The sequence below is a fragment of the Mesobacillus stamsii genome (assembly GCF_030814065.1).
Lineage (GTDB): Bacteria > Bacillota > Bacilli > Bacillales > Cytobacillaceae > Mesobacillus > Mesobacillus stamsii.
On the sequence record NZ_JAUSUN010000003.1, the window covers coordinates 59,752 to 82,425 of the forward strand.

At 42.4% G+C, this 22,674-nt stretch carries 20 protein-coding genes; all 20 read right to left on the reverse strand.

Annotated elements, in window-relative coordinates:
* Positions 1-273: 273 nt before the first annotated feature.
* Entirely contained in the window at positions 274-1,140 is an 867-nt protein-coding gene (locus J2S25_RS02960; RefSeq protein ID WP_044391812.1) for a 2-oxoacid:ferredoxin oxidoreductase subunit beta, read from the reverse strand.
* Between the two features lies 1 nt (position 1,141).
* Entirely contained in the window at positions 1,142-2,875 is a 1,734-nt protein-coding gene (locus J2S25_RS02965) for a 2-oxoacid:acceptor oxidoreductase subunit alpha (RefSeq protein ID WP_044391810.1), read from the reverse strand.
* Positions 2,876-3,155: 280 nt separating this feature from the next.
* Positions 3,156-4,091, reverse strand: a complete 936-nt coding sequence (locus J2S25_RS02970) for a dipeptidase (RefSeq protein ID WP_044391808.1) — start codon at positions 4,089-4,091, stop codon at positions 3,156-3,158.
* 92 nt (positions 4,092-4,183) lie between these two features.
* Positions 4,184-4,444, reverse strand: a complete 261-nt coding sequence (gene spoVS, locus J2S25_RS02975; RefSeq protein ID WP_044391806.1) for a stage V sporulation protein SpoVS — start codon at positions 4,442-4,444, stop codon at positions 4,184-4,186.
* A 369-nt stretch (positions 4,445-4,813) separates the two neighbouring features.
* The gene (locus J2S25_RS02980; protein WP_044391805.1) at positions 4,814-5,611 is read right to left on the reverse strand and encodes a TIGR00282 family metallophosphoesterase; all 798 of its coding nucleotides are present in this window, start codon (positions 5,609-5,611) and stop codon (positions 4,814-4,816) included.
* Between the two features lie 113 nt (positions 5,612-5,724).
* Positions 5,725-7,287: a ribonuclease Y gene (gene rny / locus J2S25_RS02985; RefSeq protein ID WP_044391801.1), complete on the reverse strand. Its 1,563-nt coding sequence runs from the start codon at positions 7,285-7,287 to the stop codon at positions 5,725-5,727.
* 295 nt (positions 7,288-7,582) lie between these two features.
* Complete coding sequence (gene recA, locus J2S25_RS02990) at positions 7,583-8,623, reverse strand: recombinase RecA (protein WP_044396654.1); 1,041 nt, start codon at positions 8,621-8,623, stop codon at positions 7,583-7,585.
* A 267-nt stretch (positions 8,624-8,890) separates the two neighbouring features.
* Entirely contained in the window at positions 8,891-10,138 is a 1,248-nt protein-coding gene (locus J2S25_RS02995; RefSeq protein ID WP_044396656.1) for a competence/damage-inducible protein A, read from the reverse strand.
* Positions 10,139-10,161: 23 nt separating this feature from the next.
* Positions 10,162-10,740: a CDP-diacylglycerol--glycerol-3-phosphate 3-phosphatidyltransferase gene (gene pgsA, locus J2S25_RS03000; RefSeq protein WP_307191199.1), complete on the reverse strand. Its 579-nt coding sequence runs from the start codon at positions 10,738-10,740 to the stop codon at positions 10,162-10,164.
* Between the two features lie 138 nt (positions 10,741-10,878).
* Positions 10,879-11,760 carry a helix-turn-helix domain-containing protein gene (locus J2S25_RS03005; RefSeq protein ID WP_044396670.1) on the reverse strand — a complete coding sequence of 294 codons (882 nt, stop codon included), beginning with the start codon at positions 11,758-11,760 and terminating at the stop codon, positions 10,879-10,881.
* Between the two features lie 20 nt (positions 11,761-11,780).
* The gene (locus J2S25_RS03010) at positions 11,781-12,572 is read right to left on the reverse strand and encodes a DUF3388 domain-containing protein (protein ID WP_044396661.1); all 792 of its coding nucleotides are present in this window, start codon (positions 12,570-12,572) and stop codon (positions 11,781-11,783) included.
* Between the two features lie 156 nt (positions 12,573-12,728).
* Positions 12,729-12,986 carry a DUF3243 domain-containing protein gene (locus tag J2S25_RS03015; protein WP_044396663.1) on the reverse strand — a complete coding sequence of 86 codons (258 nt, stop codon included), beginning with the start codon at positions 12,984-12,986 and terminating at the stop codon, positions 12,729-12,731.
* A gap of 102 nt (positions 12,987-13,088) precedes the next feature.
* Entirely contained in the window at positions 13,089-13,811 is a 723-nt protein-coding gene (gene ymfI, locus J2S25_RS03020) for an elongation factor P 5-aminopentanone reductase (protein ID WP_307191200.1), read from the reverse strand.
* A gap of 45 nt (positions 13,812-13,856) precedes the next feature.
* Positions 13,857-15,149 carry an EF-P 5-aminopentanol modification-associated protein YfmH gene (gene yfmH, locus J2S25_RS03025; RefSeq protein ID WP_044396666.1) on the reverse strand — a complete coding sequence of 431 codons (1,293 nt, stop codon included), beginning with the start codon at positions 15,147-15,149 and terminating at the stop codon, positions 13,857-13,859.
* Complete coding sequence (yfmF, locus tag J2S25_RS03030; protein WP_307191201.1) at positions 15,149-16,426, reverse strand: EF-P 5-aminopentanol modification-associated protein YfmF; 1,278 nt, start codon at positions 16,424-16,426, stop codon at positions 15,149-15,151. Before yfmF ends, yfmH begins: the two co-directional genes overlap by 1 nt.
* 621 nt (positions 16,427-17,047) lie before the next feature.
* Positions 17,048-18,001, reverse strand: coding sequence for an ABC transporter permease (locus J2S25_RS03035; protein WP_044396217.1), 954 nt, complete (start codon positions 17,999-18,001; stop codon positions 17,048-17,050).
* Position 18,002: 1 nt separating this feature from the next.
* Positions 18,003-19,082, reverse strand: a complete 1,080-nt coding sequence (locus J2S25_RS03040; protein ID WP_307191202.1) for an ABC transporter permease — start codon at positions 19,080-19,082, stop codon at positions 18,003-18,005.
* Positions 19,079-20,602, reverse strand: a complete 1,524-nt coding sequence (locus tag J2S25_RS03045; RefSeq protein ID WP_044396213.1) for an ABC transporter ATP-binding protein — start codon at positions 20,600-20,602, stop codon at positions 19,079-19,081. The genes J2S25_RS03040 and J2S25_RS03045 overlap by 4 nt, the downstream gene beginning before the upstream one ends.
* Positions 20,603-20,754: 152 nt before the next feature.
* Positions 20,755-21,855 carry a BMP family lipoprotein gene (locus J2S25_RS03050; RefSeq protein ID WP_044396210.1) on the reverse strand — a complete coding sequence of 367 codons (1,101 nt, stop codon included), beginning with the start codon at positions 21,853-21,855 and terminating at the stop codon, positions 20,755-20,757.
* A 90-nt stretch (positions 21,856-21,945) separates the two neighbouring features.
* Positions 21,946-22,671: a GntR family transcriptional regulator gene (locus tag J2S25_RS03055; protein ID WP_044396208.1), complete on the reverse strand. Its 726-nt coding sequence runs from the start codon at positions 22,669-22,671 to the stop codon at positions 21,946-21,948.
* Positions 22,672-22,674: the final 3 nt, after the last annotated feature.

A 22,674-nucleotide genomic window follows, 5' to 3' on the forward strand; every position in this document is an offset into this window, starting at 1 on the left:
AATCTCCTTTCATAAAAAAACGTGCATTAAGCGAAAAATTCCTAAACTGCATTCGTTGAAAAAAGGGAATATTTCGCCCTGAAAATATGAAATATACACATTATACTAGTATAAACTCTTGAATCAATGAAAACAATAGTAGTATTGCTGATACTGGCTTTATGAAAAAATTGCTCTCATTTTCGTAGTGATCCTTATTGTTTAAATACAACTTTGTACAATAAAACCCCAATCATTAGATGATTGGGGTTTTATGTAAAAAGTACAGATTTATTACATAAATTCAGCAACTAGCTTATCAAAATGAGCTTGATCAAGCTTAAGGTCTGCTTTAGAAAGCGGTGTTTTTGAATAACCGTTTACCAGTTCCTGATATGATTTGCGCTCTGTGTTTTGATAGATTAAGCCTGTAACCAATCCGTTATGTTTCATCAACGTCTGCATTGCTGCTTCACGATTTGATGGATCATATCCTTCGATATCGCTAAGTTTTGTCAGGTTTTCTTTAAACCAATCGTAGGTGTTAACCTTGTTATAAGTTACGCACGGACTGAAAACGTTGATTAATGAAAAACCTTCGTGCTTAATACCTGCTTCAATTAGGGCAGTCAAGTCTTTCAGATCAGTTGAGAAGCTTTGCGCCACAAAAGTAGCGCCAGCTGTCAATGCCATTTCCATTGGAGAAATGGCTTGTTCAATTGAACCTGCTGGAGTTGACTTTGTTTTGAAACCAGCAGCTGAACGCGGGGACGTTTGCCCCTTCGTCAGACCGTAAATTTGGTTATCCATGACGATATAAGTAATGTTTATGTTACGGCGGATTGCATGGATGGTATGCCCCATTCCAATGGCGAATCCGTCCCCGTCACCGCCGGAAGCAATAACCGTTAAATCACGGTTTGCCATCTTCACTCCTTGTGCGATTGGAAGAGAACGGCCATGGATTCCGTGGAAGCCGTAGGAATTAATATATCCAGAGATACGGCCAGAACAGCCGATACCTGAGATTACAGCCAGATTTTCTGGCTCCAGGCCAACATTAGCTGCTGCACGCTGCATGGCAGCCTGTACAGAGAAGTCGCCACAGCCTGGGCACCAATTTGGTTTTACATTGTTACGAAATTCTTTAAAAGTCGCCATCCTAGAACAACTCCTTGCATTTTGTGTGGACTTCCTGCGGCAAGAATGGGTTTCCGTCGTACTTGAGAATCTTGTGAATCTTCTCATGTCCTCCGACATTCATCTTCATGATGTTTGCCAGCTGTCCTGTCGCATTGTTTTCAATCACTGCCACTTTCTTCGCAGATTTTACAAGCTGCATCATTTCCTCAGCCGGAAATGGGTGGATCAGACGAACATGGGCGTGGTTTACTTTCAATCCGTCCTTCTCCAGTCTTCCCATTGCCTCTTCGATTGCGCCTCGTGTAGAGTTGAAACCTACGATCAAAAGATCAGCTTCCTCATGTGGAGCATTTTTATGGATTGGCGTATCAAACTTCAGATGGCTAATTTTGCGGAAACGCTTATCCATTTGGGCAATGCGGTTCGCTGCAGATTCTGAAGGTTTTCCTGTTTCATCATGCTCGACACCTGTTACGTGGTGGATGCCGTTTTTCATTCCTGGAATAACACGTGGTGAAACGCCATCTTCTGTTACTTCATAACGTTTGAAGTACCCTTTGTTTTCAATCTCAGGAAGATCATCTGCCTTCAGCTTGCCTCGGCGAATCTCCACTTTATCAAAGTTAAGCGGCTCGACTGTTTGCTTTCCAAGTGAAAGCTGTAGGTCAGTCAAAACGATCACTGGGCACTGATACTCTTCAGCAAGGTTGAATGCTTCTGCTGCATCATAAAATGCTTCCTGGACCGTACTTGGAGCCATGACAATCTTAGGAATTTCACCATGCGTTCCGTAGATCATTGCCATAAGATCAGATTGTTCCTGTTTGGTAGGAAGCCCTGTTGATGGACCGCCACGCTGGGTATCGACAATAACGATTGGCGTTTCCGTGATTCCGGCCAAGCCGATTGCTTCCATTTTCAGTGAAAGGCCAGGTCCCGCAGAAGCTGTAATCGCACGGACACCGCCATAGTTGGCGCCGATTGCCATTGTAGCAGCAGCGATTTCATCTTCAGTCTGAATGACAGTTCCGCCAAGAGCAGGCAGTTTCTTGATCAAATATTCCATAATTTCTGAAGCAGGTGTGATCGGGTAGGCAGCCATGAATCTGCAGCCTCCTGCAAGTGCTCCCATGGCAATTGCATCATTGCCAATCATAAATAGACGCTTCTGACCATCAGCCTTCTCAAGATGCATCGGCTCTGCTCCAGCCAATTTTTCCTTTGTATATTCGTAGCCAGCCTTAATGGCTTCCATGTTTTTATCAACTACTTGTTGTCCTTTTCGTCCAAAAATTTCCTGAACAACTTCCTCGAAAACCTGGATATCCAAGTCTAGGATGGCACTAGTCGCACCAATTGCAACCATGTTTTTCATAAGAGATGTCCCTAGTTCAGAAGCCATTTCTGTAAATGGAACCGCATACAATGCAGCTTGAGTATCTTCTGGCTTCTTAGGGTCAAACTTCGCATCAGCTAAAATGACGCCTTTCTCATGCAATTCCTTGTAGTTAACATCAACCGTTTCCTGATCAAAAGCTACTAGAATATCTAAATCGTCAGAAATAGATCGAACCTCTTTAGTGCTTACCCGGATCTTGTTGTTTGTGTGGCCACCCTTAATACGTGACGAAAAGTGACGGTAGCCATACAAGTAGTAGCCTAGACGGTTCAATGCAATAGAGAAAATTTCCCCGGTAGATTCAATTCCTTCTCCCTGCTGTCCGCCAACTTTCCATGAAAGTTGATTGATCATCTCTTACACCCCTTTAGATATGTAAAAACGCTTTGTTTTTAAGTGTAGCACGTATCCAACATATTCACTAGAATGGTTATTTCTTCAATCCCCTGTCAAATCTAGTAAAATGTATCGTACTAAACGCTTTCAATTCTAGACCTATGTGAAAAAAAAAGCAACCCTTTCAGAATAATTATTGACGAAAATATGAATATTTTTTTATTTGTTAAAATATTTAAAGTTCTTTGTTTTTCCAGCACCTTTTTTCCTATTTAAAATTCGATTGCGTCTATTGATTTTAGCCATTTTGCAATGGAAGTCTTGATGCCATATTATCAAAAAAGAATTTCTTAACTTGTATATCAGAATAATATTTTTGCAACTCGTTCCAAAGATTTTCATATTGATCATTTCCAGAAAGCTTCATCACCGTAAACTCTAGCCCATCAAAGTCTGAACCGAAGCCAACATGATTTTCTCCTCCGAGAGTACAGACATGCTCCAAATGGCGGATGATATCATCGATCGACGCTGATTCTTTTTTACCTGACAAAAATTTTGGAACAAAGGTGAGACCCATAACAGAATCCAAGCTGATCAGCGCTTCGATTTGATCGTCCCTTAAATTCCTCGGATGCTGGTATTTCGAATAGCAGTTGGAATGAGACGCAAACACGCGGTCTGATACTTCCAGCACATCCCAGAACCCCCTCTCCGATAGATGGGAGACATCACAGATCGTTTCCGTTTCATTCAGAAGCTGAACAACCTGGCGCCCGAATTTTGTCAGTCCTGCTCCCCTTTCTTCTAACGCCCCGTCAGCGCAATAATTACCAAAGTTCCACGTCAGCCCTACTGACCGGACTCCAAGCCGTAAAAGCGTCCGCAATTTCAATAAGTCCTGTCCTATGGCATCGCACCCTTCTAGCGTTAGGACAGCACCTATTTCATTTTCAGCAAGTTCCCTAATCTGTTTTCTATTCGTTATCAGCTTCATTTGCGGACTCGGCAATAAAACTTTTTCGTAAAACAAATCCACCATCCTAAGTGCTGCCATGAATTTCAAATCAGGATGTACCGATTCAGGCACGTAAATGGCAAACAATTGGACTTTCGTTCCGGAAGCTTTTAACTTTTCCAAGTTGACCTGTAATTCCGCTGCTTGAATGTAATCAAGTGTCGGATTCATTAATAGTTTATAGAGAACATCACAATGAGCATCATAGATTTTCACTAAAATCCCCCCTCTAGCAATTTCACAAGAGAAATAAAGAAACCTGCTTGCACATGCAAACAGGGAATATAGCAATTTCATATGGGTTTCTTTTATCGTGGTTCAACAATTAATTTTATGGCTGTCCGCTCTTCGCCATCAATCAGAATATCAGTAAATGCCGGGATGCAAATTAAATCAACGCCGCTAGGAGCTACGAACCCTCTTGCGATCGCTACTGCCTTCACGGCTTGATTTAATGCACCCGCCCCAATTGCCTGAATCTCTGCGTTCCCTCTCTCGCGCAGTACTCCAGCAAGCGCACCAGCTACAGAATTAGGATTAGATTTTGCTGAAACTTTTAAGATATCCATTCCTGGCTCCTCCTTATTTATCCCGTACCAAATGCCCGTGTGGACATCCAGTTTAGTCTGTTCCACTGCTACTATATTCAGGAGAAATCCCACATATGACCTTCAGTAAAAAAAAGCAATGATATCTCTCCGGCGGAAGATGGTGCCTTATGCGTACCCTTTCCTCTTCATAAGGGTATCTTTCGGGTGGAATGGTACCCTTATGTGCACCCGTTCCTCTACATAAGGGCATCTTTCGGGTGGAATGGTGTCTTCATAAGACAGGGAATCCCTTAATCCATCGCCAAAAAACCAAATTACAGCATAATAAAGACTGCAGACAAAGTAGCATACGTTAGTCTCCATTCTAAAGATGGTAAATCTGATGTTCTATTCATAAAAAGGATGGTCTTCATTAATAAGGATTTTCTGAATCTTTACTGCTTTACCGGTCTTTTTATCTAAATCGATCAATACTGCTGATAGCTGGCTCCTTCCGTCCTTGACAACTTCAAAACGGGTCGGCAAGCTTGTGAGAAACCTTCGGAGAACCGCGTCTTTTTCTACCCCTAATATCCCATCATATGGTCCGGTCATGCCTACATCGGTCAAAAACGCAGTCCCAGATGGTAAAATCCGCTCATCAGAAGTCTGGACATGAGTATGCGTACCGACAACAGCGGAAACTTTGCCATCAAGATACCAGCCCATTGCCTGCTTTTCGCTAGTCGCCTCTGCATGAAAATCGACAAAAATGAACGAGGTGCGCTTTTTCGCTTCTTCAATCAGTTCATCTGCTTTTTTAAAAGGGCAATCAATTGGCGTTAAAAATGTCCGTCCCTGTAAATTGATTATTGCCAGTTCTTCCTGATTAATCTTTAAATATACAATCCCTTTTCCGGGTACCTCTTTCGGAAAATTAGCGGGTCTTATCAAATATTTAGCTGCATCAATAAACTCAAAAATATCGCGGTTATCCCATGCATGGTTTCCTAATGTAACTGCCTGTGCTCCCTGCTCAAGAAACTGCCGGTAAATCTTCTCGGTTATCCCTTTTCCGCTCGCTGCATTCTCCCCATTAATGATCGTAACAGTCGGACGAAACTTTCCCTTTAGCTTTGGTAGGTATTCTGTAACCATATCCCTGCCAGGAGAGCCTACAACATCTCCTACAAATAAAATTCTCATTGGTTTTCATTCCTGCCTTCAAGTTATTTATGTAAAAATTGTATCATAGCATCGTCATTTGATGAAAACCAGCAAAGTAGCTCTAATACAAAAAGCGGCGCCTAAGCACCGCTTTATTTTGCGTATTCAACTGCACGTGTTTCACGGATGACTGTAACCTTGATATGCCCAGGATAATCAAGCTCTTCCTCAATTTTTTTGCGGATATCACGAGCAAGGCGGTGTGCCTGCAAGTCATCAATTTGATCAGGTCTAACCATGATCCTGATTTCTCTTCCCGCCTGAATCGCGAAGGATTTCTCGACTCCTTCATAGGATTCAGAGATTTCTTCGAGTCTTTCAAGACGGCGGATATAGTTTTCCAGTGCTTCGCTGCGGGCACCAGGCCTTGCAGCGGATAATGCATCGGCAGCAGCAACTAAAACTGCGATGATCGAAGTTGGCTCCGTATCACCATGGTGGGAAGCAATACTGTTGATAACAACAGGATGTTCCTTGTATTTCGTCGCCAGCTCTACGCCGATCTCAACGTGGCTGCCTTCTACTTCATGGTCAATCGCCTTTCCGATATCATGCAGGAGTCCTGCACGGCGAGCCAATGTTTCGTCTTCACCAAGCTCTGCAGCAAGCAATCCGGACAACTGGGCTACTTCGATTGAATGTTTAAGAACATTCTGTCCGTAGCTTGTACGGTACTTCAAGCGGCCAAGAATCTTGATCAGGTCCGGATGCAGCCCGTGAACTCCCACTTCGAAGGTTGTCTGTTCCCCAACCTCACGAATATGTTCATCCACTTCTCGGCGTGCCTTCTCTACCATTTCTTCGATTCGTGCCGGATGAATACGTCCATCCTGAACAAGCTTTTCAAGAGCTAATCGGGCTGTTTCACGTCTAATTGGATCAAATCCGGATAAAATTACCGCTTCCGGAGTATCATCAATTATAAGGTCTATTCCCGTCAACGTTTCCAGGGTGCGGATATTCCGTCCCTCACGTCCGATAATGCGTCCCTTCATTTCATCATTCGGAAGATTTACAACTGACACAGTCGTTTCAGCGACATGGTCTGCAGCGCATCTTTGGATGGCAATGGAAAGTACCTCTTTCGCTTTCTTATCGGATTCTTCTTTTGCCCTGTTTTCGCTTTCCTTAATCATTATTGCAATGTCGTGAGCAAGTTCTTGCTCAGTCCGCTCCAAAATGATGGATTTAGCCTCATCACGTGTTAAGCTCGAGATGCGTTCCAGTTCAGCCTGCTGTTTTTGTACCATCTCGTCCACTTTGCTTTCCATCTCTTCAATATGCTGTTGTCTTTTGGTAAGAGCGTCATCTTTTTTCTCTAAAAGAATCTCGCGTTTGTTCAACGACTCATCCTTACGATCAAGATTCTCCTCTTTTTGCAATAAACGATTTTCTTGTTTTTGCAGTTCATTTCTTCGTTCACGAATCTCACGTTCTGCTTCCGTACGCAGTCGGTGATTTTCATCCTTAGCCTCTAGCAAGGCTTCCTTCTTCATTGCCTCTGCTTCACGCTTCGCATCTTCAACAATTTGTTCTGCGGCGTTTTTGGCACCTGCAATTTTTGCTTCCGCAACGGATTTACGATAAAAATAGCCAACAACTGCACCGACGATTAGACCAAGCAAAATGGAGATGATTGAAATAAGTAGATCCATCATTTTCACCTCCTCTTGCTATGAACTTGTGATACGTTTTTTAAAGTATCGGCATGTACATTGTTATAAGCATCAATATACAGCTCTATTGCTTTTAAACGTTTTTAATACCATGAAAATGTAAAATATACATTTTTAATTGTAAAGCTGCCTAATTTTATTGTCAAGGGTTTGTCCGGTAAGGATACTAACGATTTTAATTCATGATCAATCAATCCTTCTTTTAAACCTCTGTTTTATATATCGAAAAAGGTCTCCTTCATGAAGGAGACCTTTGCTGGTCGATCGAATCTGATTAATCCAATTTAAGTTCTTCCTGATCTTCGTCCACTTCAGTAACTACGATTTCTCCATCAAGACTGTAGTGATCACGGATCTTCTTCTGGATTTCAAGCCGAATGGACGGATTTTCTTTTAGGAAAATCTTTGCGTTTTCCCTACCTTGTCCAAGGCGTTCCCCATTGTAGGAATACCAGGAACCGCTCTTATCAACAATATCAAGGTCTGATCCCATATCAATGATTTCACCTTCTTTGGAAATACCTTCACCGTACATAATATCCACTTCCGCTGTACGGAACGGAGGTGCAACCTTATTCTTGACCACTTTGATCTTCGTTTTATTGCCGACCATATCATTGCCCTGCTTCAATGTTTCAGCACGGCGTACTTCAAGACGAACACTTGAATAAAACTTCAACGCACGTCCGCCAGGTGTAATTTCAGGGTTACCGAACATAACGCCGACTTTTTCACGAATCTGGTTAATGAAGATTGCGATCGTTTTTGATTTGTTGATCGCACCTGAAAGTTTGCGCAATGCTTGGGACATGAGACGAGCCTGAAGCCCTACATGGGAATCTCCCATCTCACCCTCGATTTCAGCCTTAGGAACAAGAGCTGCAACGGAGTCAATAACAATAATATCAACTGCTCCGCTTCGTACAAGTGCTTCCGCAATTTCCAAAGCCTGCTCTCCTGTGTCCGGCTGTGACAAAAGAAGTTCATCAATGTTAACACCGAGTTTCTGTGCATATACAGGATCGAGCGCGTGCTCGGCATCAATAAACGCTGCTTGGCCTCCATTAGCCTGAACTTCTGCAATTGCATGAAGCGCAACAGTTGTCTTACCTGAACTTTCAGGTCCGTAGATTTCAATAACACGTCCTCGAGGATACCCGCCTATTCCTAGCGCTACATCCAATGCAAGGGAACCACTTGGAGAAGTAGAAATCTTAATGTCTGTCTTCTCTCCCAACTTCATAATCGAGCCTTTTCCAAATTGTTTTTCGATTTGTTTTAATGCCATATCTAACGCAGCTTGACGATCACTCACTCAATCTTCCTCCTTTTATATCAACACAAACAGCATGCTGCTTGCCCGCAAATCTTTTATTTAAAATCTATTATAACTATACCTTTTCCCTGATAGTTTGTCCATCAAAAAATCGAACGTTTATTCGTTTTTTTGAGATGAAAAAACTTATTAAAACTAAATTTCTGATGCACTTTTATGTAAAATTAAGCTGCCATTTCCCCATTAAAATTCACTTTCAACAATAAATCTGCCTATTTATTATTAAGAAAAAACACGGAAGCATTGTCACTTCCGTGTTTCTGTTAATCTATTAATAATCAGCTGACATCCGTACTTTACTGATCTGCTCCTGATTGCTGTTCGAGATCCGCTCATCCTCAGATGCTCCACATGCACTGGCTGACCTTTTATATGCACTCCAATGAAAACAGTCCCAGCCTGGTGGCCCTCGAGACTGTCGGGACCTGCTACACCGGTGAAACTAATGCCAATATCCGATTTGGCAATGGAGGAAATATTGACTGCCAGCTCTTCTGCACATTCCTTGCTGACAGCGCCATGTTTTTCTATTATTTCAGGTCTCACATTAACGAGTTCGATTTTGGCCTCATTGGAATAGCAGACAATGCCGGCCTGGAATAGGTTGCTTGCACCAGAGACAGAAGTCAATTCCTGCTGAAACATCCCACCCGTCAGGCTTTCCGCTGCTGAAATTGTCATATCTCTGCTTTTCAATAGTTTGGATAACTCCAAAATTAACGAGGTTTCATTGTAGCCATAAAAAAACTCGCCAACTCTTGCGATGATTTCGGCTTCCATTTTATCGATCATTGCCTCCGCGTTGCTATTAGCATCTGATCTTGCTGTCAATCTCAAGGTGACTTCTCCATCGCCTGCCAGCGGAGCAATGGTCGGATTGCTTTGCTGATCAATCAAATCCTCTATCTTCGCCTCAAGTGCTGCCTCACCGATACCAAAGAAGCGCAGGACTCTTGATTCAATTCTTGACTGGTTCCCATTTACCCCGGCAATAGCTGCCTGGCCATATTTTAGGAACATCGGCTCCATTTCTGAAGGCGGACCTGGCAGTAGCATATACTTGTGGTCTGCAGTTGTAAGGAACATTCCGGGAGCCATGCCATTTTCGTTTTTAAGGATGAGGGAACCTTCGATTACGAGCGCCTGTCTCCTGTTATTCTCGGTCATAACCCTGTTCGTTTTTTCGTAATACCATTCAATGGATCTCATCGCTTCTTCGTCAAGTACCAGCTTTTTACCGAGTTGCCCGGCAATGGTGTCTTTCGTAAGATCATCTTTAGTTGGTCCCAGTCCGCCCGTGAAAATTATCAATTCTGCACGTTGCTGGGCGATCGCGATTGCACTTTTGAGCCTATCTGAATTATCTCCGACAACGGTGTGATAGAATACATTGACTCCCAGGTCTGCAAGCTGCTTTGACAGGAACCGGGCGTTTGTATTGACGATTTGCCCGAGAAGTAGTTCAGAACCAACTGCTATGATTTCTGCATTCATGTGCCATCCTCCTGGAAAATCCTTTATTTAGAATTGCTGAATATTTGTTTGTTCTTTGCGAAGTACTCCCATCCAGACCAGATTGTAAAGAACATTGCCACCCATAAGGCGATGTCAGCAAATGGGATCGAAAAAGCTTCAAAAATGATATTATGCAGCAACAAAGCGGAAATTGCGACTGTTTGAGCCCACATTTTGATTTTTCCGGGCATCTTGGCAGCAACAACCTCGCCTCCTCCTGCAAGCAATAGTCGAAGCCCTGTCACGGCAAATTCTCTGCTGATGATAACAACGACAATCCAAGCCGGAGCATAACCAAGTTCAACGAGCACAATTAGCGCTGAAGAGACAAGTAGCTTGTCCGCCAGCGGGTCAAGAAATTTCCCGAGATTTGTAACGAGATTATGTTTTCGTGCCAGATAGCCATCAACCCAGTCTGTGACAGAAGCGAAAATATAAATCAACGCTCCTGCCAAATGAGTGACCGGCATTGTCGTTCCAAGCAGGGTAATCTCCCCCCAGGAAAATGGCACAATCATCACAATCAAGAATAACGGAATCAATAAAATGCGTGAAACCGTAATTTTATTGGGCAAGTTCATATCCTATTCCTCCAAATGTCAATTACACAGGCTGACAACATCATTATAACTTTCAAAGTATAACCCGTATAAACAAACGTCCATACGGGCATTCTTGTTGCAGCAGACTTTATACGGGCTGCAATTTATTATGTTCAACTACTTTACAAACTTGATCGTAATCAGCTGGGTCATATCATCTTGCGGGGAAACGGCGTACTCCAGCTTCTGGTCGTTTACGTAAATCTCCGTTTCCGTTGCACGCCCGATATTAATGACGGCCTCTGTTTCAGCAGTTAAATCTTCTGTCCGGTTTTCATTCTTGCCTTTAACAAGCGTTTCTGCAAAGATCGATTTTCCTGAACCATTAGAGAGTCCAACCCATGTTTGTCCAAGCGAAACAATTTTGATGACAAATCGATCGGCATTCTTCAGTTCATACACTGTATTGCTTCCATTGTTTGAGGCAACGGTAAGCTCCTGTGCAGGAGGTTCAGGCTTTGGTTTTTCGTCAGCAGGTTTTTCTTGGGCAGGGGCATCAGATTCACTTGTGTTATTTGCAGCGGGATCATTTGTGCTTCCTGCAGGTTCTTCCACGATTGGCTGGCTTTTATTGGTATTAGCGGTCTGGCCGGAATCATCGCCTGCATTTTTGACAATCAAATACCAGACGAGAGCAACTGCGCCAATAATGAAAATGACAATCAATATTTTTGGAAGAACATTCAAAATCTTAGAGGTTTCTGGTGACAAACTTTTCCTAGATTGAACTCGGGAAAGCTGTTCCGGCAATTCTTCATTATAGGTAGTAGGGATTTCGGATTTATACTGTTCAAAAAGCTGATCCGGATCAAGGCCAACAGCTTCGGCATATTGTTTGATGAACGCCCGGACATAGAATTTTCCTGGCATGATTGAATAGTTGCCATCTTCAATGCCCATCAAATACCGTTTTTGAATTTTCGTAATCGATTGCAGCTCGTCCAGACTGAGGCCTTTTGCTTCACGGGCTTCTTTTAAAATATTTCCTAACTCAGACACGATAACACCTTCCAATACTGTTAAAAATCAAATCCTCCAAAATCAGAATCAGTAAACATGTGATTCTTCTGGACCATATCATATACGATCTCCTCTTCAGGATTATTTCTTAATTCGATAATATAATCAAAATCATCCAATGTGTATTCCGTGTTCTGGACAAAAATATCAGGATGTTCCACTACCTTGACTGCAGGCAGTCGCATGATTTCCCTGACGAGCTGCCAATGCTTTTCATTGGCTCTTCTAGTTGAAACAATGCCATCTATGATGAATAAGTTATTAGCATTGTACTCATCTTCAATCAACTGATTGCGAATGGTCTGCTTCAATAACGTCGAGGAAACAAACAGCCATCTTTTATTAGCACAAACACTTGAAGCAACAACAGATTCTGTCTTGCCGACACGAGGCATTCCCCGGATACCAATCAGTTTATGGCCTTCCATCTTAAATAATTCTGCCATAAAATCAACAAGCAGTCCAAGTTCATCCCTCACAAACCGGAAAGTTTTTTTATCGTCAGCATCGCGTTGTATATACCTTCCATGCCTAACTGCCATGCGGTCACGCAATTTCGGCTCTCTAATTTTAATTACCCTTATTGTCTCCATAGTATGTAAAATAGACTCTAGTCGCTCAATTTGATCATCATCTTTTGCGAGGATCAAAAGACCTCGCCTGCCCTCGTCTACTCCATTGATCGTAACAATGTTGATAGACAGCATTCCAAGCAAAGAGGAAATATCACCAAGCAGTCCTGGACGGTTTATCATTATTTCATATTCTAAGTACCATTCTTTCTTCTCCATCCTTGTCCTCCTTTGCTTGCCATTACGACACATTTTGACATAATATCTAGCTACTATAATATATGATTTTTGACGAAGATGAAAGGAAAAACCAGCCAAAAATAAAGCATGTTATAAAAAAAGAGAGGATGTAAGGTCCCCTCTTCCAAAACTTACTTATTTGCTACCGTTGTTTTGAACAAGCTTTACCATCATAGTCGCGATCGCATGCTGTTCGTCTGGACTTGCCACTGACCAAAGATCGGTAAGAACTCTTTCCTGTTCGTTCTTTGGGTCGACGTTCTTGGCAAGATAGTCGCCGATTTGATAGGCAAGATCACCCATTGCTTCTTTATTCATTCCTTGATCCTGCGCCTGATTAAGTCGGTCCCCCAGGAAATCTTTCCACTGATTCCAATTTTCCAATACAGACATATTTGACAACCTCCTTGTCTAAAATAGTACAAGGTTATTTTGCATTCGTTTGTAGAGAAATATTCATCAAGAAACTTGTTTTAAAAATTTGTCACAAATCATTCATGTCAGCCAGCCTCCATTGATGGCCAAAACCTGCCCGGTAATGTAGGAAGATTTCTCGGATAAAAGAAATTCCACTCCGTTTGCCACTTCCTCAGGTGTTCCAAGACGGCCTGAGGGAATTTCAGTAGCAATTGCATCCAGCTCTTCTTCGCTAAATTTCTCCATCAGTGGCGTTTGGATTGCTCCGGGAGCAACTGCATTTACTCTAATCTTTGAAGGTGCCAGTTCTTTGCTCAATGCTTTTGCAAATGCTAGCTGTGCGCCCTTTACCGTTGAATAGGCCACCTCATATGATGCTCCTGTCTGGCCCCATATGGATGAGACAATCACAATATTCCCATTTTGCTTTTGCCGTAATTTTGGCACCAGCTTCTTTGTCAGAAGAAGAGGTGTCGTCACATGGAGTCGAATCAAGGCTTCTGCTTCCTCCTCTTCCAAGTCCTCTAGAAGTCCATATAAGGCATTCCCAGCATTATGGACGATTGCATCAATTGAAAAAATCTGGTCCACTAATTCGAGGTATCCTGTCTTAGAGACAAAATTGGCTTTGATTGGGATATATTCCCCGCCAAATGAGTCAATCTCACGGAGCAGGGCATCCATCTCTTTTTGATTCCGATCGTAATGCAGGTAGAGTGAATAACCTGACGATGCCAGCTTGATGGAGATCGCTTTGCCAATCGCTCCACTTGCCCCAGTTACAAGTACAAATCGTTTCATATCTTTTTCCTCTCCAATATTGTAAGCATACACCTCATTTGTCCATTACTTCCCTTTTGGCACAACCTGGCACACTGTGAAGCGATCTTCTGATATAAGTCTTTCTGCTGCCTTAGTTAAGTCATCGATCGTCAGGCTTTCCAACATTGGAACCACTTCAAACAAATCCATATCATTGAACGCGTAGCGTGTGAATTGATTTGCGATATATTCCGGAGAATTCACCGCTCGCAGGAACGCTCCGATTTTTTTCCTTTTTGTCCTTTCAAGGCTATCAGAAGTCCAACTTTGAGCTAATTTTGCCTCCATCAGCATCGCTTTAAGCCTGCTTGCAAGCAGATCTGGCTCATTAGTATCTCCGCCAACCATCGCGAATCCAAAGCCCAGTTCCTGTGAATAATCGTAGGAAAACGTGTCGTCAATCAGACCCGAACTATACAATTCAGTGTAGTGATCCGAACTTTTTCCAAATAGAATATCAAGCAGTACGTTCACTGATAGTTCATTCTTCAGCATGATGGTGCCTGATTCCGTCGGGTTGGCTGCTTTGAGTCCCACTAGGCATTTTGAGGTTTGCACATTCATTTTAAGAACTTGTTTTTTTTCGGCGACTCCAGCCGGTTCGGCATCGAATTTTCGTTGGATTTCCGGCTTGTTCTTATAGTCTTTCTTGCTCTGGTTATCTTTGATCATGCCCATGATTTCATCAGGATTGACAGGACCAACCACAAACAACAGCATATTGCTTGGATGGTAAAAAGTTTCATAGCATTCATACAGCATATCTTTCGTTATATGGGAGATCGATTCAATGGTACCGGCAATATCAATGCTGACAGGGTGGTTTTTATACATATTCTGGATTAGTCCAAAATACAGTCTCCAATCGGGATTATCATCATACATCGTGATTTCCTGGCCAATGATCCCCTTTTCCTTTTCCACTGTTTTTTCGGTAAAATAAGGCTCTTGAACGAAGTCAATCAGCGTTTCAAGGTTTTTCTCGACATTGGATGTACTGGAGAACAAATAAGCAGTTCGTGTAAAGGAAGTAAATGCGTTCGCAGATGCACCTTGCTTGCTGAACTGCTGAAATACATCCCCATCTTCCTTTTCAAATAACTTGTGTTCTAGGAAGTGAGCAATTCCATCTGGAACCTTAACGTATTCCTCTTTTCCTGGAGGAAGAAAGTGATTGTCAATGGAACCGTATTTTGTTGTAAAGGTAGCATATGTTTTGTTAAAACCTTTTTTTGGAAGGATATACACATCAAGCCCATTATCGAGCTTTTCATAATACATTTCTTCCTGAAGCTGTTCAAAAATAATCATCTCCATTATTTGTCCGCCTCCAATCCAGTTAAAAAGTAAACCGTGTCAAGCTGAATCTTCTTAGCAACATCAACGATTTCTTCTTTTGTGGTTGTACTCATGCCCTGAAGCCAGTCATCGAGGCTGACATTTTGACCTGATACTACATTATGATATAGTACCTCTACTATGCCTCTGGACGTATCCAATGTTTCAAGCATTTGATTTTCGATCACTGCTTTCGTCTGTTCCACTTCCTTCTCGGTAAAATCGCCTGCTGTCATTGCTTCCATCTGTTCACGGATGATTTGAACGGCCAGCTCAAAATTTTCGAATTCAATCCCGGACATAACCATCATTAAACCTTTGTGGCTTTCAAGTCGGCTGGCTACATAGTAGGCAAGACTGTTTTTTTCGCGGACATTTATAAATAATTTAGAATGTGAAAAGCCGCCAAAAATGCCGTTAAATACCTGGAGAGCATAATAGTCTTGGTCGCCATAAAGCACATTTGTTCTGTAACCGATATTCAACTTGCCTTGTTTGACATCCTCTTGATCTTTTACGATCTGTTCTTCTCTGCTGACGGTTTGAGCTGTTTTCAGCTGCACGGGGACACGATCCTCGAATTGGAGCAGATGGTCCGCTATGGATTGGACTTCTTCTTCATTCACATCGCCAATAATGTACAAATCCATTTCATCCTCAGCAAAAGCCTGTTTGTAGTACTCATACAAATTTTCCGGGTTAATCTGCGGGATATCGTCTATTTCTCCATTCACATGTAATGCATACGGCTCCCCTTTACACATTTCTTGAACAAGCCTGTAATTGGAGTAACGCATTTTATCATCATAAACCGCCTGAATCCGCTGTTTTAGCGTGCGTTTCTCTTTCTCCACTGTCGCTTTATCAAAAGCTCCATTTTCTGTCAAAGGCTTTACGAGGATAGCAGCGATTAGTTCCATTCCCTTTTTCAGCAACGGTGCTGGATCACTCAGGAATTTTTCATTAGCAATTTCGAGCGAGAAGCTTATGATCTGGAACTCTCCTTTTTTTGATACATCAACATTAAGATTCGCACCATAAAGTTCATCTAAATAGGAGCGCAGCTTTGTTGTTGATTCATATGCCTTTGAACTGCTTTGCAGCACATATGGAAGCAACGCACGTTTTGTTACGTTTTCACTTGTCAAAGGCGTTTTCATCTTCCAGACAATAGTGCTCGTCTTGAACTTTGCCGTTTTTACAATGTGAAGCTTATAACCCTTTAAATTCTTGATTGTTTCTAAAATGACAGCCATGTAAATCCTCCTTTAATGGGAACGTGTTAAACTCCTTATCCATTTTTCACTGTTTGAAATCGTGCAAAACATCTTTACTATATGTATACGTTTTAGATGCTCCTATTTAATATTCCTTTTAACCTACTTTCAATATACCTATCCGTTATTGTTTCTATTCTACAGTAACTGTTTGAAAAATTCTAAATTTAACATCCTTCAGTTAATTCCAGCCAATCATTTTCATACATAGACAAATGCAAAGAAAAGAGGCACCTTTTATATAGGAACCTCTTTTGATAAGAAAAGCGCAAGCGCCTTGGTCAGCCCCGACAAGCGCTTCCCGCCTAGAACGCCACGTCCTGTGGCGGCCGGGTCTAGCACATCCTGTGCCTCGGAGGTCCTGACAGTGAAGTCGTTCTTTGACTTCATTGGCAGGACCGAAACCGAAAAGTATAGCCGACTGTCCAGAAACGCAGAAACTGGAAACTCCAACGGAAGAAGCGCTTTTTGCTTCAGCCGGTGGAGTTGAAGTTTCGGAGTTTCTAGGAGGCGACACTGGACAAGCGACTCGAGGGGCTAGGCGCTGGAGCTAGACAATTCTCAAAGTGAATTTTATACTTCTTATTCTTTAAGAAAAGCTTATCGTTTCCCGCTGTCAAACGTTTCACCCACGGCCTTTGGAGCCTGTGATGATTTAGAGAAGATGACAAGTGCAATCAGCGTAACTACATAAGGAAAAATCTTTAAGAGAATAGGCGGGATGACAGCCAGTTCTGGTATTACCTGTGATACGTTCGCAATTGTACTAGCAAAACCAAAGAAAAAGGTGGCTGCCAATACGCCAAGCGGCTTCCACTGACCGAAAATCAAGGATGCCAAGGCAAGGAACCCAAGACCGGATACCGTACCTGTAAACTCACCAGCATAAGTTACAATGATCAAAGCGCCACCTAGACCGGCAAAGGCACCAGAGATGAGCACTCCGCTATAGCGCACTCTTCGTACGTTTATTCCTGCTGCCTCTGCAGCTTGTGGAAATTCTCCGCAGGATCTCAAACGAAGGCCAAATCTTGTTTTGTAAAGGATAAACGAACTGATGAAAAGAATTGCCAAAACAAACCAAGTGGTAGGATACGTTTTTGTAAAGAAAAGATCCCCAATAATTGGAATATCTGACAAAAAAGGCACATTGGATGGCGTGAATCCACTGGTAATACGAATATTCCCGCTTCCTGTCATATTTCTTGCAAGGAATATGGTCAGCGCGGTTGCAATTAAATTAATTGCCGTACCACTTATGATTTGATCTGCGTTTAAGTTGATGCTAGCAAATGCATGCAATACCGAAAAAAGAATGCCTGCTATTACGGCAGCCAATAATCCTAGCCAAAGCACGAGCGTATTGTTTTCGAATACTCCGCTAAGATAATGGATGGATAAGGCTCCTGAGAAGGCACCAATAATCATTAAGCCTTCAAGGGCAATGTTCACAATTCCGCTGCGCTCACTAAAAAGACCACCCAATGCTGTAATGAGAAGTGGAATGGTAAAGACAATCGCGTAAGGAAATATTTGTTCGATAATATGCCACATCTTAGGAATCTCCCTTCTCGACTACAGGACCACTTTTTTCTTTTCGATTAGAGCTTTTCTTTTTCAACTTGTTCAGCGAGCGCTCAATCAGTACACTTGTCGCTGCAAAATAGATAATGATCGCAATAATCGTATTAGCCCGTTCAGGTGGAATTTCCGTCATCGCATTCATAAATCCTGTCCCGGAATAAAGGATTCCAAATAAAACAGCAGCGAAGAACACGCCAATTGGATTATTGGCTCCAAGCAGCGCTACCGCAATTCCATCATAGCCTTGAGCTGGCAGAATTCCGATCTGGATACTGGAAGCATTCCCTGTGTATAGCACTACTCCTCCGAGGCCAGCAAGGCCCCCAGAAATCAGCATCGATAAAATGATATTGCGATTCACCTTCATACCTGCATATTCGGCAGCAAATCGGTTGAACCCGACTGCTTTTAACTCATACCCTAAGGTCGTTTTATCAATAATGAAGGCTACAATGATTACCGCGATAACGCCCAAGAATAAGCCGAGGTTAATGTAGGAACCCTGAAACATATCTGTCAGCCAAGGCGTACGCAAGGTAGCTGATTCGGAAAGCTTTTTGGATTCCGTTTCAAGAAATTCTCCCTTAAAATATCCAGGAATGACATAATAGACCGTCCAATAGGCAATCCAGTTCATCATGATCGTCGAAACAACCTCATGAACATTAAACTTTGCCTTCAACAACCCTGGAACGAAAGCCCATAGCGCTCCGCCAAGCATTCCAACCAAAATCATCAATGCAAGCAGGACTGGTCTTGAAAAATCATACGTAAGGCCAACTGCAGAAGCCATTAACCCGCCAATTAACATTTGGCCGGACGCCCCAATATTGAACAAACCGGTTCGGAACGCAAAAGCAACGGACAATCCGGTAAAAATAAGCGGAGTTGCCGTAGCGAACGTATTCCCAATACGTTCCAGGTTTTTTAGTGCCCCTTGAAGGAGATAGGAATAACCTTCAATCGGATTGCTTCCGATGAATAGCATCAGAATTCCTCCAGCGACCAATCCTAATAGAATGGATATAATCGATACGATGGTATGTCTCATAAGCTTTTCTCCTTCGCCACGCCTGCCATCATTAGACCAACTTCATTTTCGTTCGTTTCTGCAGCATTCACTACGCCGACTAATTCACCATTATTCACTATCGCGATGCGATCAGATAGCTGCAGAATTTCATCTAGTTCAAGAGATACAAGCAGTACAGCATTTCCTTTATCACGGTGTTCCACGATTCTTTTATGGATATATTCAATCGACCCTACGTCGAGCCCGCGAGTAGGTTGGACACAAATGAGCAGTTTCGGATCCAATTCCAGTTCTCTACCGATGATCGCCTTTTGCTGATTGCCACCTGATAGTGTTCTCGCAATGGAGACTGCACCCTCCCCAGAACGCACATCGAAATTCGTCAAAATATTCTGTGTATATGTTTTCATCGCTTTTTTGTTCAGGATCCCATTTTTCGAAAAGGGCTTTTTGTTATAAATTTGCAAGACCATATTTTCTTGTAAAGTGTAATCAAGAACAAGACCTCGTTTGTGGCGGTCTTCTGGAATGTGACTCATTCCTTTTTCAAGCCGTTCACGGACCGGCAGGCTGCTGATTTCGTTGCCATCAATCTGGATAGAGCCTGATTCTGCTTTTCGTAATCCTGTAATTGCTTCAATCAGTTCTGTTTGGCCATTGCCTTCCACTCCAGCAATCCCTACAATTTCACCAGCACGAACTTCAAGTGAGAAATCTTTCAAGCCCATAACTTTTCTATTGTTTTTCACAGATAGAGAATCTATTTTAAGTACTACCTCTAAAGGAGTACTTTCTTTCTTATCCACTTTGAATGAAACATGCCGGCCTACCATCATTTCTGCAAGGCTAGCTTCACTCGCTTCAGCCACATTGACCGTACCGATCCCCTTACCACGGCGTATGACCGTACAGCGATCAGCCACTGCTTTAATTTCTTTCAATTTATGAGTGATAATGATAATTGACTTTCCTTCGTTAATTAGATTGCGCATGATCTTCATCAATTCTTCAATTTCTACTGGTGTAAGAACAGCGGTTGGTTCATCCAATATTAAGACGTCTGCATTTCGGTAAAGCATCTTTAAAATTTCTACTCTTTGCTGCATCCCTACGGAAATTTCTTCAATTTTTGCATGAGGATCTACATTTAATCCGTAATACTTTGATAATTCTTCAATTCTTTTTGCTGCTTTGTCGATATCGAGTACCATGCCTTTAAGCGGTTCGCTGCCCAGGATAATATTTTCTGTGACGGTAAAATTGTCTACCAGTTTAAAATGCTGGTGTACCATCCCAATCCCTAAACGGTTGGCCACATTGGGATTTGTGATGTGCACTTCTTTTCCATGAACTTTTACGACGCCTTGTTCAGGCTGATACATTCCGAATAAAACGCCCATCAAGGTTGATTTGCCTGCACCATTTTCTCCCAACAGCGCATGGATTTCCCCTTTTTTTAATGTTAGGGTGATATTATCGTTGGCTACGATACCCGGGAATTCTTTCCGGATATTTAACATTTCTACAACATAACTCATAGTAGCACTCACCTTTGTAATAGACTCTATACCTTTTTAAAAAATAGGGAGCCCCCTATACCGAATTAAATTTCCAGGAAGATCTTTCAAAAATTTACCGTTTGGATTTCAATAGACAAAAGAGACGGAAAGAACCGTCTCTTTCACCTATTTTACTTAAACAAATCTCCTTGTTCCCCAGAAACTTTAATCTCTCCAGACTTGATCTTTTCGTAGACTTCCTTCACCTTGCTAACCGTTTCATCGCTTAGGTTAGGGTTTTTGTCAGGAAGACCGATGCCATCGTTTTTGGCATCAAAAGTGAGAGTTTGTCCGCCAGGGAATTTGCCATCCAGTTCAGCTTTCACCATGTCATAAGAAACCTGGTCAAGCTTCTTCATTGCAGAAGTAAGGATAACGGACTTGTCACCTTCATATTTACCATCTTCATACTGGTCAACGTCTACGCCAACAATCCAAATTTTTTCGCCAGCGCTAGCGCGGTCCTTCGCTTCTTTAATAGCACCGACTCCAACGCCACCTGCAGCTGTAAAGATTACATCAACACCACGATCGTAGTATTGAGCGGCAATTTGTCCACCAGCAGCTGCATTATCAAATGAACCTTGATAAATAACGTTTTCTTTTTTGATTGCTACATTTGTACCAAGATTTTCGTTCGCATATTTAAGGCCTTGCTGGAAGCCCCAGTTGAACTTCTGTACAGCAGGAATTTCCATCCCGCCGATGAAGCCGGCTTCCCCTTCTTTTAGTTCAAGAGCAGCTGCTACACCAGCAAGGAAGCCGGATTCGTGCTCTGCAAAGAATACAGCAACCGTGTTTTCCTTTACAACAGGATTGAAGTCTCCATTATGTGGATTTCCGTCAAGAATGACGAACTTAGCATCTTTGTATTTATCTTGCGCTTGGAATACAGCCGTTTCGAACTTAAATCCAGGAGTAACAATGAACTTATAGCCTGCGTCGTAAAGATTGCCCATTTCTTTTAAATATTCAGCTTCCGTTGTTCCTGCAGGCTTAAGGTACTTAGAATCGACGCCAAATTCATCTTCCGCCTTGAGGATGCCTTCCCATGTGCCCTGGTTAAAAGATTTGTCATCAATTGTACCAGCATCTGTAACCATACCAACTTTTAAATCTGATTTCTTGCTACTGTCGCTGCTACTTCCATTGCTATCGCTGCCACAGCCAGCTAACATAGTGCCTGCTGCCAATAGCAAAGACATCGCTAAACCAAATTTTCGCTTTTTCAAGGTCTGTACCCCCTAGAGAATTGTTTGTAGGATTTAGCAGGAATGTTCTGAAAACCTGAACCGATAGCGTTTTCATAAGTCAGTAAAAAGTTAAACTCTTTTTCTAAGGACGTGAAAACTGAACTTATCGGCTTTAAAGTAATTTACTGAGTAAAGAATCGGCTCGTCATTTTCATCGAAATGCATCTGCTTTAATACGAGCAGAGCCGTTTCGGGTTCACATTCCAGGAACGGTGAAATCTTTTCATGATAGCCTATCGGCTCGATTTGTGCGACTGCATAGGTAACTTTCCTGTTTGATTTGACTTCAAGGAGATGGAGCAATGATTCGTCCCCATACGAAAAGTCTCCAGACAGAATTGTTCCAGGAATTTTGTCCAGACAATAGACTACTGGCTCCCCATTTGCGGTCCTAACTCGTTCAATCAAAGTAATTTCATCATCAATGGAACAGGAAAAACGACGAATATCTTCTTCAGTTGGACCCGTCGTCGTAGAGTTCAAAAAGATGGTTCCTGGCTTCATCCCGGCTTGTTCAATCATAGCGGTCACACTGTTAAGCTGTTCGATTCCTGAAGAAAACAATGGTTTGGCGTTCACGAAGGTCCCTACACCATGCCGGCGAATAATGACATTTTCTTCTTCAAGAATCCGCAAGGCCTCCCTTAGTGTGGCTCTGCTTACGCCTAACTGTTTGGCAAGATCAAACTCTGACGGGAGCTTTTCTCTTTCTTTATAAACCCCTTCTTGAATATCCTGCTTCAAGTGATCGATTACTTGTAAATACAGGTGCCGGTTATCTGATTTGATCGACATGAG